Origin of the sequence: Bradyrhizobium sp. 33ap4 (assembly GCF_032654765.1) — a bacterium.
GTDB lineage: Bacteria > Pseudomonadota > Alphaproteobacteria > Rhizobiales > Xanthobacteraceae > Bradyrhizobium > Bradyrhizobium australafricanum.
The window spans coordinates 95,982-109,374 of sequence record NZ_JAUMTJ010000029.1 but is presented as its reverse complement, the minus strand read 5'-3'; the positions used below and the strand labels follow the sequence as shown (position 1 = coordinate 109,374).

At 66.9% G+C, this 13,393-nt stretch carries 9 protein-coding genes; all 9 read left to right on the top strand.

Going from position 1 to position 13,393, the window contains the following annotated elements:
• The first annotated feature begins 197 nt into the window (after positions 1-197).
• The 9 genes from Q2M23_RS22860 to Q2M23_RS22820 all read left to right on the top strand — a co-directional run bounded on the left by Q2M23_RS22860 (position 198) and on the right by Q2M23_RS22820 (position 13,246).
• Positions 198-1,592 (top strand): hypothetical protein, encoded by a 1,395-nt coding sequence (locus Q2M23_RS22860; RefSeq protein ID WP_316397119.1) that lies wholly within the window; start codon positions 198-200, stop codon positions 1,590-1,592.
• A 375-nt stretch (positions 1,593-1,967) separates the two neighbouring features.
• Positions 1,968-3,107 (top strand): c-type cytochrome biogenesis protein CcmI, encoded by a 1,140-nt coding sequence (gene ccmI, locus Q2M23_RS22855; RefSeq protein WP_168858112.1) that lies wholly within the window; start codon positions 1,968-1,970, stop codon positions 3,105-3,107.
• A gap of 59 nt (positions 3,108-3,166) precedes the next feature.
• Positions 3,167-3,664 carry a cytochrome c maturation protein CcmE gene (ccmE, locus tag Q2M23_RS22850; RefSeq protein ID WP_316397118.1) on the top strand — a complete coding sequence of 166 codons (498 nt, stop codon included), beginning with the start codon at positions 3,167-3,169 and terminating at the stop codon, positions 3,662-3,664.
• Entirely contained in the window at positions 3,661-5,643 is a 1,983-nt protein-coding gene (locus tag Q2M23_RS22845) for a heme lyase CcmF/NrfE family subunit (RefSeq protein ID WP_168858114.1), read from the top strand. Before ccmE ends, Q2M23_RS22845 begins: the two co-directional genes overlap by 4 nt.
• A complete protein-coding gene (locus Q2M23_RS22840; protein WP_316397117.1) occupies positions 5,643-6,149 on the top strand; it encodes a cytochrome c-type biogenesis protein in 507 nt (168 codons plus the stop codon). The genes Q2M23_RS22845 and Q2M23_RS22840 overlap by 1 nt, the downstream gene beginning before the upstream one ends.
• Before the next feature lie 171 nt (positions 6,150-6,320).
• Positions 6,321-7,907, top strand: coding sequence for a Do family serine endopeptidase (locus tag Q2M23_RS22835; RefSeq protein WP_057020253.1), 1,587 nt, complete (start codon positions 6,321-6,323; stop codon positions 7,905-7,907).
• A 266-nt stretch (positions 7,908-8,173) separates the two neighbouring features.
• On the top strand, positions 8,174-8,854 hold the full coding sequence (locus tag Q2M23_RS22830; RefSeq protein WP_028331552.1) for a response regulator transcription factor: 681 nt from the start codon (positions 8,174-8,176) through the stop codon (positions 8,852-8,854).
• Positions 8,838-10,292 (top strand): ATP-binding protein, encoded by a 1,455-nt coding sequence (locus Q2M23_RS22825; RefSeq protein ID WP_057020254.1) that lies wholly within the window; start codon positions 8,838-8,840, stop codon positions 10,290-10,292. Before Q2M23_RS22830 ends, Q2M23_RS22825 begins: the two co-directional genes overlap by 17 nt.
• On the top strand, positions 10,289-13,246 hold the full coding sequence (locus tag Q2M23_RS22820) for a bifunctional [glutamine synthetase] adenylyltransferase/[glutamine synthetase]-adenylyl-L-tyrosine phosphorylase (RefSeq protein WP_316397116.1): 2,958 nt from the start codon (positions 10,289-10,291) through the stop codon (positions 13,244-13,246). Before Q2M23_RS22825 ends, Q2M23_RS22820 begins: the two co-directional genes overlap by 4 nt.
• Positions 13,247-13,393: the final 147 nt, after the last annotated feature.

Here is a 13,393-nt window from a genome sequence, read left to right as displayed (position 1 = left end):
CCTCGACCACGTTGAATCTCCCTTAATATGCGATTCTCAACCCTCCAGATCGCGGCTTTCTGACTCAGTAAGACTAGTCGGCCTTGGGAGGCTCGGCGCCGCCATTCTTCCTAAACGGCTTCTTAACGCGCCCGCCGCTATCATTGCGGGCGGACGGGCTGCGGCGCTTGCCGGGCACCAAGCTTTCACGACCGGGCATGAGCCAGAAATCGACCGAGCGGCTGAGGGATTATCTCGCGCAGCTTCCGCCGCAATCGCAGGCGCTGCTGATGCGTGAGCTGGAGCGCGCCGTCGAACGCGGCGATGACGTCGCCGTCGCCAATCTGGTCCTCGAGCAGCTGCGCAAGATCGTGCGCGGGGCCGAGGAGGACGAGCAGATCCAGCCGCGCAGCGACGACCCGGCGCGGCTGCTGTTCCGGCCGCTCGAGCTGTTCCTCGCCGAGACCAATTTCCCGACGCGAGCGGGCCAGATCCGGCGCGCCTCGCTGCTGCCGATCTGGCAATGGCTGGCCCGCGAGGGCGCGCCCGAAGCGGCTCGCGCGTTCGAGGCGGCGTTGGCCGCGGCCACGGAGAGCGGTCCGATGGAGGCCGCCGCGCGCAAGTTCCAGCTTGCCGCCGCGGACGCCATCCTCAAGATCGCGGCGCCGAGCCAGGACGACCGCCAGCGCGCGCTGTCGCGGGTCGGCCCGCCAAACGTGGTCGAGGACCTGCTGCCGATCGGCCTCGTTCTGCAGGCCCGCGAAGCGCTGGAAACCCTGGGCAGCCGGCTGCCGAGCCAGATCCGGGTGTTTGCCGATTCCCAGATCGCCTCCGCGATGGAGGCGCTCAAGCTGCCGTCGTTGCAGACGCCGCAACTGCTGCCGTTTGCGCTGTCATTGATTGCGCAGCGGCTCGCCGCGCCATGGCAGATCATCCGTCTCGCCATCAAGATGGCGGCCTCCGACGACGAACTGCGGGTTGCGGCGACGCCTTACGGCATCGCGGTCACCATCGCGCTGCATGATTTGTCGTTCGTCGCGGCCCGCCTGCGCACCGACATCAGGCGCGGGCATTTCGATTATGTCGGCGAGCAGCTCAAGACCCTGCATGACGGCGTCCGCGGCCTGCGCACCGAGCTCGATCTGCGCAACGATTCCACCTGGGGCCGCCAGCTCACCTCGGTCCGCGCCGATACTTCCAACGCGCTGCAATCGGAGATCGACAGCGTGCCGGGCCGGGTCCGCCGCATCCTGCGCCAGCGCGCCGACAAGGACATTACGGCAGGGGCCAAGATCGATGCGACCGAGGTCGAGGATGCCGCCGCGCTGATCGATTTCGTCGCGGTGTGCCGCACCTATGCCAGCGAGCTCGCCATCAACGAGGTGACGCTGCGGACTTTCTCCGACCTGCAACATTATGTCGAGCAGTCGACCGAAGGGCTGGTGCAGTCGCTGCGCGGCGGCGACGCCCGGGTCCGGGCGTTCCGCCAGCAGCAGGTCAAGGCCGCGATCCGCTTCTGCGAGGTGCTGTTCGGCCACGACTACGCCTCCCTGATGAACCGGGCCGCCGAAAACGCCGTGACCGGCGAGCGCAAGTCGTCGCGCGCGGGGTAGCGAGACCGCGCAATTCGCGAGCATGTTCGACGGTAAGCCGACGAGCCCCGCCACGGCGGGATGATAGGCATTTGCGCTATTTCGGAATAATGGAAGTGTGGCACTGAGTTGCCCGACGTGTCAACCGTCAATCGACACCGTCAATCGAGCACCGGCGACCGCCTGCTACTTTGCATGGGGTTGTTTTCGATATTTTGGTCGTGCGCGCCTTCGCCCGGAGACGCCGGCGCAATACCGCCGGAACGGCACCGGAAACCGCCTGATTTCGACCTTCCGCCGATCCAGCAATTGTCAATTGCCGGGCTCGCCGCCGGTAGTGTAAAGCGATTCTAAGGCGGCTTGCCGGAAGCCGCCGTTCCATCCGGGAACCGCTTGATGACGCTGTGGTTTGTGTTCGCGCTGATGACGGTCGCGGCGATCTTTGCCGTGCTGTGGCCGCTCAGCCGCCGCGGGCGCGCGGATACCGGCGGCAGCGAGGTCGTGGTCTACCGCGACCAGCTCGCTGAAATCGACCGCGACATGGCCGCCGGCATCATCGGCGCCGCCGAGGCCGATGCCGCACGGGTCGAGATCAGCCGCCGGCTGCTGGCCGCCGCCGATCAGGGCGGACGTGAGACCCCGGTGCAAGGCAACCTCAATCTGCGGCGCACTGCCGCGATCGTCGGCCTGGTCGGATTGCCGGTGATTGCCTCGAGCTTCTATCTCGCGCTCGGCTCGCCGCGGCTTGGCGACTTTCCGCTCGCCGAGCGCGGCCGGGTGGCCGACGCCAACCAGCCGCTCGCCAATCTGGTCGCGCAGGTCGAGGCGCACCTTGAAAAGAACCCGACCGACGGCCGCGGCTGGACGGTGCTGGCGCCGGTGCTGTCGCGCCTCGGCCGCTACGATGACGCCGTCCGCGCCTATCGCAACGCCATCACCTATGCCGGCGACAGCGCCGATCGCCGCGCCGACCTCGGCGAGGCGCTGATGGGGACTGCCGGCGGCGTCGTCACCGCGGACGCCAAGGCGGAATTCGAGCGCGCGGTCGCGCTGAACGGCGACGATGCAAAGGCGAACTATTTCCTCGGTCTCGCCGCCGAGCAGGACGGCCGCAAGGCTGATGCCGCTGCGCTCTGGCAGAAGATGCTGGCGAAGGGGCCATCGGACGCGCCATGGCGGCCGCTGGTGCAGGCCGCGCTCGTGCGGGTCGGCGGAAGCGTGCCCGGCGGCGTCAGCGCACCCGGTGGCGTGAGCGCACCGGCGCTGCCGGACAGTGCGGTGGCTGCGGCCAGGGACATGAGCGAGGCCGATCGCGGCACCATGATCAAAGGCATGGTCGATCGGCTGGCGACGCGGCTGAAGACCAATGGCGACGACGTCGAGGGCTGGCTGCGGCTGGTCCGCGCCTATCTCGTGATGGGCGAGCGCGACAAGGCGATGAGCGCGCTCGCGGATGCCCGTCAGGCGGTCGCCAACGATGCGGACCGGTTGCGTCAGCTCAATGAGGGGCTGAAGAATCTCGGGCTGGATGGATAGAGCATGACGCCGAAAAGTGCGCGGCGGTTTTCGGAGGATGTCATGCGCAAGGATGGAACATGACCAGGAAGCAACGGCGTTTGACACTGATCGGCTGCGCGCTCGTCGTGCTCGCGATCGCCGCGGGCCTGGTGCTGAACGCGCTGCGCGATTCCATCGTGTTCTTCTCGACGCCGTCGATGGTCGCCGAAAAGCATCTCGGTCCGGGCAAGCGTTTCCGGCTCGGCGGCCTGGTGGAGCAGGGCTCGCTCAAGCGCGGCGACAATCTCGCCGTGACCTTCACCGTCGGCGACGGCGGCGCGACGCTGCCGGTCGCCTACAAGGGCATCCTGCCGGATCTGTTCCGAGAGGGGCAGGGCGTCGTCGCCGAAGGCGCGCTCGACGCGGGCGGCGTGTTCCGTGCTGACACCGTGCTCGCCAAGCATGACGAGACCTACATGCCGAAGGACGTCGCCGACGCCCTGAAGAAGCAGGGCCACTGGAAGGACGATTACGGCGCCAAATCAAGCAATACGCCGAGCGCCTCCGCGGCGCCGACACAGGGAGCCGTGCGGTGATTGCCGAAAGTGGACATTACGCCCTGGTGCTCGCGCTCGGGCTGGCGCTGATCCAGTCCATCGTGCCGATCGTCGGCGCGCGCTGGCGCGATGCGGCGCTGATGAACGTCGCGCGTTCGACCGCGCTCGCCCAGTTGCTGTTCGTCGCGGCGTCGTTCGCGGCGCTGGTGACGCTGCACGTCACCTCGGATTTCTCGGTCGCCAATGTCTACGAGAATTCGCACTCGCTGAAGCCGCTGCTCTACAAGATCACCGGCGTGTGGGGAAACCATGAAGGATCGATGCTGCTGTGGGTGTCGATCCTGGCGCTGTTCGGCGGCCTCGTCGCGGCCTTCGGCAACAATCTGCCGCTGTCGCTGCGCGCGCATGTGCTGGCGGTGCAGGCCTGGGTCGCCAGCGCGTTCTATCTGTTCATCCTGATCACCTCGAACCCGTTCCTGCGCATCGCCAATCCGCCGCTGGAGGGACGCGACCTCAATCCGGTGCTGCAGGATATCGGCCTCGCGGTGCATCCGCCGATGCTCTATCTCGGTTATGTCGGCTTCTCGATCTCGTTCTCGTTCGCGGTGGCGGCGCTGCTCGAGGGACGGATCGACGCCGCCTGGGCGCGCTGGGTGCGGCCGTGGACGCTGATGGCGTGGATTTTCCTGACGCTCGGCATCGCGATGGGCTCCTATTGGGCCTATTACGAACTCGGCTGGGGCGGCTGGTGGTTCTGGGATCCGGTCGAGAACGCCTCGCTGATGCCGTGGCTTGCCGGCACCGCGCTGCTGCATTCGGCGCTGGTGATGGAGAAGCGCAACGCGCTGAAGGTCTGGACCGTCCTGCTGTCGATCCTGACTTTCTCGCTGTCGTTGCTCGGCACCTTCCTGGTGCGCTCCGGCGTGCTGACCTCGGTCCACGCGTTCGCCACCGATCCGACACGCGGCGTGTTCATCCTGCTGATCCTGTTCGTCTTCATCGGCGGCAGCCTGTCGCTGTATGCCTGGCGTGCGCCGGCGCTGAAGCAGGGCGGGCTGTTCGCGCCGATCTCGCGCGAAGGCGCGCTGGTGCTCAACAATCTGCTGCTCACCACCGCCTGCGCGACCGTGTTCATCGGCACGCTGTATCCGCTGGCGCTAGAGGTGCTGACCGGCGAGAAGATCTCGGTCGGCGCGCCGTTCTTCAATTTCACCTTCGCGCCGCTGTTCGTGCCGCTGTTGCTCGCGGTGCCGTTCGGGCCGCTGCTGGCCTGGAAGCGCGGCGATCTGCTCGGCGCGGCGCAGCGGCTGATGGTGGCCGGCATCGTCGCGCTGGTTGCGATGGCGCTGGTGTTGGCGTGGACCTATGGCGGCGCGACCTTGGCGCCGCTCGCGATCGGACTGGCGGTGTTCGTGATCATGGGCGCGCTGTGCGATCTCGCCGAGCGCATCGCGCTGTTCCGGATTCCGCTGTCGCTCTCGTTGCGCCGCGCGCGCGGCTTGCCGCGTGCGACTTGGGGAACTGCGTTTGCGCATGCCGGTCTCGGCGTCGCGCTGATCGGGATCGTCTGCGAGACCACCTGGAACAGCGAATATATCGGCGCGATGAAGCCGGACGACGTCGCTCGCGTCGCCGGCTACCAGTTGCGGCTCGACGGCCTGAACCCGCGGCAGGGTCCGAATTTCCGCGAGATGGTCGCGCAATTCACCGTGACGCGTGACGGCGAGAAGGTCAGCGTGATGACGCCGTCGAAGCGCAACTTCACGACGCGCGGCGCCTCGACGACCGAGGCCGCGCTGATGACGCGCGGCGCCAGCCAGCTCTACATCTCGCTCGGCGATACCTCGGCCGACGGCGCGATCGCGGTGCGCATCTATCACAAGCCGCTGGTGCTGATGATCTGGTGGGGCCCGGTGCTGATGGCGTTCGGTGGTCTGCTGTCGCTGTCCGACCGCCGCTTGCGGGTCGGCGCGCCGAAGCCGGCGAAAGCGGCGCGTGCATTGCAGGCGGCCGAGTGATGCGGTCGCGCGCGCTTGCAGCCGCCGTGCTTGCCGCGGTCCTGATGCTCGGTGCGACGCCGGCCCGAGCGGTGCTGCCCGACGAGGTCATGGCGGATCCGGCCAAGGAGGCGAGGGCGCGCGAGCTCTCCAAGGAGCTGCGCTGCATGGTCTGCCAGAACCAGTCGATCGACGATTCGGAGGCGCCGCTGGCGCGCGATCTCCGTCTCTTGGTGCGTGAACGCATCTCGGCCGGCGACAGCGACGCCCAGGTGATCGATTTCCTGGTCGCCCGCTACGGCGAATTCGTGCTGCTGAAGCCGCGCCTCAACGAGCACACGCTGCTGCTGTGGCTGACCCCGCCGCTGGCGCTTCTGCTGGGCGGCTTGGCGCTCTGGCGGCTCGGCCGGCGCAAGGCAAATCCGGCCGCCGGCGGGGGCGATTCCGCCCCTGGACTGACGTCCGACGAGCAGGCGCGGCTGGAACGCCTGCTGGCGGCGGAATCCGCGCCGGACAAGCCGCTTTAGTTCCCTTTTAAGTCCTTTATTTACCTGCGCTATTCTGCCGCAGCGGCGGCCGCCTCGATTACAAAAGTTTAATTCCGCAGCCAGCGCGCCGTAAGGCTGATGACCCCATGTTCAGACCCATCAGGTGCTTGCCCCGGCACCAATGATTCTGGCCCCTGGAGATTTCAAGACATGACCGACCGTCCCGACCTCTCGACCCTTCCATCCTACAAGGCGCCGAAGCGCTCGCTGTTCTCTGCCCGCAAACTCGCGCTGATGGCGTCGGTCGTGGCCGGCCTCGGTGCCGCCACCTACGGCTTCAGCCCCTCGCACAACCCCGCCGACCTGTTCACGACGCCCGCGCATGCGCAGGTCAATAACGAGGTCAAGAAGGTTCAGCAGCCGGTCGGATTTGCCGACATCGTCGAGCGCGTGAAACCGTCGGTGATCTCGGTCAAGGTCAACATTCGCGAGAAGGTCGCGAAGGATGACAGCAACAACAATGACGATTCGCCGTTCCAGCCGGGTTCGCCGATGGAGCGCTTCTTCCGCCGCTTCGGCGGTCCGGATGGCTTGCCCCCGGGCCTGCGCGGTGGACCGCGCGGCGGTGGCGTGGTGACGGGCCAGGGTTCCGGCTTCTTCATCTCGGCTGACGGCTTTGCCGTGACCAACAATCACGTCGTCGACGGCGCCGACAAGGTCGAAGTCACCACCGACGACGGCAAGACCTATTCCGCCAAGGTGATCGGCACCGATCCGCGCACCGACCTCGCGCTGATCAAGGTCGAGGGCGGCTCCAACTTCCAGTTTGCCAAGCTTTCCGAAACCAAGCCACGCATCGGCGACTGGGTGCTGGCGGTCGGCAATCCGTTCGGCCTCGGCGGCACCGTGACCGCGGGCATCGTCTCGGCCTCCGGCCGCGACATCGGCAACGGCCCGTATGACGATTTCATCCAGATCGATGCGCCCGTGAATAAGGGCAATTCGGGTGGCCCGGCGTTCGACGTGTCCGGTGAGGTGATGGGCGTCAACACGGCGATCTACTCGCCGTCCGGCGGCAGCGTCGGCATCGCGTTCTCGATCCCGGCCCAGACCGTCAAGAGCGTCGTCGCCCAGTTGAAGGACAAGGGCGCGGTCAGCCGTGGCTGGATCGGCGTCCAGATCCAGCCGGTGACCTCCGACATCGCCGACAGCCTCGGCATGAAGAAGGCCGAAGGCGCGCTGGTTGCCGAACCGCAGGCCAACGGCCCGGCGGCCAAGGCCGGCATCGAATCCGGTGACGTCATCACCGCCGTCAATGGCGAGCCGGTGAAGGATGCGCGCGAACTCGCCCGCACCATCGGTGGCCTCGCGCCCGGCAACGCCGTGAAGCTGAACGTGCTGCACAAGGGTCAGGACAAGACCGTCAACCTCACGCTCGGCCAGCTGCCGAACAACCTGGAGGCCAAGGCTGACACCGACAAGAGCGACAAGGGCAATTCGTCCCGCGGCACCGACGTGCCGAAGCTCGGCCTCACCGTCGCGCCCGCCAACAGCGTGGCCGGCGCCGGCAAGGATGGCGTGGTCGTGACCGAAGTCGATCCCAAGAGTGCTGCCGCTGAGCGGGGCTTCAAGGAAGGCGACGTGATCCTCGAGGTCGCCGGCAAGTCCGTCGGCACCGCCGGTGAAGTGCGGGATGCGATCACCGCGGCGCGCAATGACAGCAAGAACAGCGTTCTCATGCGCGTGAAGAGCGGCGGTTCGTCGCGCTTTGTGGCAGTGCCGCTGGCGAAGGGATAACTATCTATGAGTTGGAAGGCGTCGCCGGCATCAGTCGCCCCCGCCGACGGCGCTTTCCGGGGGGCGGGCCCCTTGCTCGCTCCCTACGTTGCCTTTCGATGGAATATGCCCCCCTCTGTCGGAAGGTCTCAGGGCGGTGAGGTCCCCCCAGCTTCACCGCCCACTTTTTTCAAGCAATCGAGAATATGCGCGGTCGTCTTGCATGTGCAGGCCGGCCGCGTCATGCTGACAGAGGGCCAATTCCCGTGACCGCAATCGCTCCGCAAATGCGCATCCTGATCATCGAAGACGACCGTGAGTCAGCCGACTATCTGGTCAAGGCATTCCGCGAAGTCGGCTATATCGCCGATCTCGCCTCCGATGGCGAGGAAGGGCTGTCGATGGCCGAGTCCGGCGACTACGACGTGCTGGTTGTGGATCGCATGCTGCCGAAGCGTGACGGCCTGTCGCTGATCGGCAGTCTGCGCGACAAGGGCAACCGGACGCCGGTCCTGATCCTCTCGGCGCTCGGCCAGGTCGATGACCGCATCAAGGGCCTGCGCGCCGGCGGCGACGACTACCTGCCGAAACCCTATTCCTTCGCCGAGCTGCTCGCGCGCGTCGAGGTGCTGTCGCGGCGCAATGTCGGCCCGGCCGAGGAGACGACCTACCGGGTCGGCGACCTCGAGCTCGATCGGCTTTCCCATCGCGTCGCCCGCGGCAAGGACGAGCTGACCTTGCAGCCGCGCGAGTTCCGCCTGCTCGAATATCTCATGAAGCATGCCGGGCAGGTGGTGACACGCACCATGCTGCTCGAGAATGTCTGGGATTATCATTTCGATCCGCAGACCAACGTCATCGACGTCCACATCTCGCGGCTGCGCTCCAAGATCGACAAGGGTTTTGAGCGGCCGCTGCTGCATACCATCCGCGGCGCGGGGTATATGATCCGTGACGGCATTCGGTAAACTGATCCGGACCACGGCGTTTCGGCTGACGCTGGTCTACCTGTTCCTGTTCGCGCTGTTCGCCGCCTCGCTGCTGGCTTACTTCGCCTGGAACACGCGGCGGCTGATCACCGAGCAGATCACGACGACGGTCAATGTCGAGATCAGCGAGATCACCGACATCTACAACCGCCGCGGCCTGCGCGGCCTGCTGGGCACCATGGGCAATCGTGCGCTGCGGCCGGGTGCCAACCTCTATCTGGTGACGGCGCCGAACGGGCAGATGCTCGCCGGCAATGTCGGCGCGCTGGCACCGGGCGTGATGAGCGTGCAGGGCTGGACCGAGACCGCCTATCGCCGGCTCGACGACCAGGACAAGACCGATCACCGCGCGCTCGTGAAGGTCACCGAGATGGAGAACGGCTTCCGCCTGCTGGTCGGGCGCGACCTCGAGGAGCGGCGGCGGCTGTTCGGCATCGTCGCCAAGGCCGCGCAATGGTCGATCCTCGTCGTCGTCGTGCTCGGCATCGGCGGCGGCATCTTCGTCGCCCGCCGCGTGCTGCACCGGATCGACGCCATGACCGGCACCACCAAGCGCATCATGGCGGGCGATCTGTCCGGCCGGCTGCCGGTCGGCCGCAGCGGCGACGAGCTCGATCGCCTGGCGGAAAATCTCAATGCCATGCTCGAGCGCATCGAGGCGCTGATGACGGGGCTGAAGGAGGTCTCCGACAACATCGCCCATGACCTCAAGACGCCGCTGACACGGCTGCGCAACCGCGCCGAGGAGGCGCTGGCGCGGTCGGGCTGCGAGGCCGACTATCGCGCGGCGCTGGAGCGGACCATCGAGGAATCCGACGGGCTGATCCGCACCTTCAACGCCCTGTTGATGATTGCGCGTGCCGAGTCCGGCCAGGCGCGCGGCAACATGGACGATTTCGACGGTGCCGATGTCGCCAACGGCATCCACGAGCTGTACGAGCCGCTGGCCGAGGACGATGGCATGACGCTGCAGGTGAAGACCGTGCCGGCGCCGATTCACGGCAACCGCGAATTGATCAGCCAGGCGGTCGCCAACCTGGTCGAGAATGCCATCAAATACGGCAAGCCCGACGTCAGCGTGCAGCCGCTCAATGCGGATGCGCGGGAGATACTGATCGAGGCGCGGCGCGAGGGCGACCAGGTCCTGCTCAGCGTCACCGACCACGGTCCGGGCATTCCCGAGGCCGACCGCAAGCACGCGGTCGAGCGCTTCGTCCGGCTCGAGGCGAGCCGGACCTTACCCGGTTCCGGTCTCGGCCTCAGTCTGGCCTCGGCGGTCGCCACGCTTCATGGCGGCGAGCTCAGGCTCGGCGATGCCCATCCGGGGCTGGTCGCCACCCTGGTGCTGCCCGCGCGGGCGGGCGGCAGTGACAGGCTTGCGGCTCAAACGCAGGATGTGCCACAGAAGGCGGCATGAATGCCGCCGCGCCGGGAAACGCGGATCGACATGGTCTGGCCGCGCGGTTCGCGGACGGACCGCGTGTCGCCGCGCCCACATCCGCCGATCAGCGCCTGACCGACTGGTTCGCCGAGCTCGAGCCGGCGCAATTGGCCGCGCTCAATGCGCTGCTTGAACATCCGTTCGCACGCGACATCCTGCGCGGCATCGCCGAGTTCTCGCCCTATTTGTTCGAGCTCGCGCGTGCCGACGCCGCGCGGCTGATCCGGATCCTGTCATGCGACCCGGAGTCGCATCTGGCCAACCTGATCGAGACGACGTCGCGCGAGGTGCTCGCCGCCGGCAGCGAGGCCGACGTGATGGTTCTGCTTCGCCGCATGAAGGCGGAGGCCGCGCTGATGATCGCGCTGTGCGACATCGGCGGCGTCTGGCCGGTGATGCGGGTGACGGCGGCGCTGACCGACATCGCGGTGAATTCGGTGCAATCGGCGCTGCGATATCTGTTCCGGCAGGAAGTGGCCCGCGGCCGGATGACCGCGGCCGATCCCGATCACCCCGAAGCAGGTTCGGGCCTGATCGTGCTCGCGATGGGCAAGATGGGGGCCGGCGAGCTGAACTATTCCAGCGACATCGACCTGATCGTGTTCTTCGATCGCGCGGCCACCTCGCTCGCCGAGGACATTGAGCCGCAGCCGTTCTTCGTGCGCGTCACCCAGGCGATGGCGCGGATGCTGCAGCAGCGCTCGGGCGACGGCTATGTGTTCCGGGTCGATCTCAGGCTGCGTCCGGACCCGGCCTCGACCCAGGTCGCGATCTCGACCGACGCGGCGTTGCATTATTACGAACGCGAGGGACGCACCTGGGAGCGTGCTGCGATGATCAAGGCGCGGCCCTGTGCCGGCGATCCCAAGGCCGGCGAGGCGCTGATCGCCGAGCTCGCGCCCTTTGTCTGGCGCAAGCATCTGGATTTTGCCGCGCTTGCCGATGTCCACGACATGAAGCGGCAGATGCAGACCTATCGCGGCCAGAGCGAGATCTCGGTCGAGGGCCATAACGTCAAGGTCGGCCGCGGCGGCATCCGCGAGATCGAGTTTTTCGCCCAGACCCAGCAGCTGATCGCTGGCGGCCGCCATCCGGAGTTGCGGGTGCGGCCGACGCTGGAGGCGCTCAACGTGCTCGCCAACAGCAACTGGATCACCTTTGAAGCGCGCGACGAATTGACGACGGCCTATGAATTCCTGCGCCGGGTCGAGCACCGGCTGCAGATGATCGCCGACGAGCAGACCCATTCGCTGCCCGAAGCGCCTGAGGATGTCGAGCGCTTTGCGCATTTCTTCGGCTACGAAAATCGCGAGGCCTTCGCCAGAGACCTGCTCGGCCAGCTCAAGATCGTGCAGAACCACTATGGCAAGCTGTTCGAGGGCGACGATCCGACCGGCACCGCAAAGCTGCCGGATATCGACTACGGCGCCGGGCCTGAGGATGCCCGCCTGATCGAACATCTCGCCAATCTCGGCTTCAAGAAGCCCATTGCGGTTGCCGGCACCGTGCAGCAATGGATCGAGGGCGACTATCGCGCGCTGCGCGTCGAGGCGACGCGCGCCGCGTTCCTGGAATTCATTCCCGGCCTGATCGACGGCCTCGCGCATGCCGAGGAGCCTGACGATGCGGTGGCGGCGTTTGACCGTTTCCTCGGCGCGCTGCAGCGGGGCGGGCGGCTGATCTCGCTGCTTAGCCAGAACCGCGATTTCGTTGCGCTGGTGGCGCTGATCCTCGGCGCTGCACCGCGGCTCGGCGACATGCTGGCGCGGCAGCCGCAGATCATGGACGGCCTGGTCGATCCACGCTTCTTCGGCGCAATGCCGGACAAGAAGGAACTGTCGGAGCGGCTCGCCGCCACGCTGCAGGATGCCTCGTCCTACGAGGATTTTCTCGATCGTCTGAGATTGTTCGGCCAGGAGAGCCTGTTCCTGATCGGCACGCGGATCCTGTCCGGCACGGTATCGGCGCAGCACGCCAGCACCGCCTTTGCCGATGTGGCCGAGGGGATCGTCCACACCGTGCACGGCCTCGTCACCGACCAGTTCGCCGCGCAATATGGCCGGATCAAGGGGCAGGAGACCGCGATCGTCGCGATGGGGCGGCTCGGCAGCCGCGAGATGACGGCGTCCTCCGACCTCGATTTGATCCTGCTGTACGATTTCGACAGCGAGGCGCCGGACTCCGACGGCGAGCGTTCGCTGCATGGCGCGCAGTATTTTGCCCGCTTCACCCAGCGCCTGATCAGCGCCTTCACGACCCGGACCAATTACGGCGTGCTCTATGAGGTCGACATGCGGCTGCGCCCGTCGGGGCGCGCCGGCCCGGTCGCCTCGCGGATCGATTCGTTCTCCGACTACCAGGAGCGCGAGGCGTGGACCTGGGAGCACATGGCGCTGACGCGCGCCCGCGTGATCTCGTCGTCGCCGGAATTCCGCGAGAAGATCGAAGCGATCATCCGCAGCGTGCTGACCCGGCCGCGCGATGCGGCGTCGACCGCGGCCGACGTTGCCGACATGCGGCGCGCGATCGCGCTGGAGAAGGGCGAGGACGACGTCTGGGATCTCAAGCTCGCCGCCGGCGGGCTCGTCGACATCGATTTCATCGCGCAATATTTCCAGCTCGCGCATGCCGCGGCGAAGCCGGAAATCCTCAGTGTCTCGACGCTGCAGGTGCTCGACAATGCCGCCAAGCTCGGCCTGCTTGGCCAGTCCGAGGCCGAGATCCTGCGCTCGGCGGCGCGGCTCTATCATGACCTGACGCAGATCCTGCGGCTCTGCGTCACCGGCAAGTTCAATCCGGAGACCGCGGGCGAAGACCTACTGCGCGTGATGGCGCGGGCCGGGGACACGCCGGACTTCTCCGCGCTGGAAGCGCGCCTACGCGAGACCCAGAGCGAGGTGCGCCGCGTCTTCAACACGATCGTGGGGTAGGGGAAGCTACGATCTCAATCCCGTCATCCTGAGGAGCGCGTAGCGCGTCTCGAAGGATGCACGGCCACAGTCGGGCCGTCGACCCTTCGAGGCTCGCTCCGCTCGCACCTCAGGGTGACGGTGAGAAACAGTGTGGGGTTTGCAGTT

Excerpts from the sequence above, each read along its gene's own strand:
- Q2M23_RS22860 (WP_316397119.1), top strand. The coding sequence starts at position 198 with ATGAGCCAGAAATCGACCGAGCGGCTGAGGGATTATCTCGCGCAGCTT.
- Q2M23_RS22840 (WP_316397117.1), top strand. The coding sequence starts at position 5,643 with ATGCGGTCGCGCGCGCTTGCAGCCGCCGTGCTTGCCGCGGTCCTGATG.
- ccmE (WP_316397118.1), top strand. The coding sequence starts at position 3,167 with ATGACCAGGAAGCAACGGCGTTTGACACTGATCGGCTGCGCGCTCGTC.
- Q2M23_RS22830 (WP_028331552.1), top strand. The coding sequence starts at position 8,174 with ATGCGCATCCTGATCATCGAAGACGACCGTGAGTCAGCCGACTATCTG.
- Q2M23_RS22820 (WP_316397116.1), top strand. The coding sequence starts at position 10,289 with ATGAATGCCGCCGCGCCGGGAAACGCGGATCGACATGGTCTGGCCGCG.
- ccmI (WP_168858112.1), top strand. The coding sequence starts at position 1,968 with ATGACGCTGTGGTTTGTGTTCGCGCTGATGACGGTCGCGGCGATCTTT.
- Q2M23_RS22835 (WP_057020253.1), top strand. The coding sequence starts at position 6,321 with ATGACCGACCGTCCCGACCTCTCGACCCTTCCATCCTACAAGGCGCCG.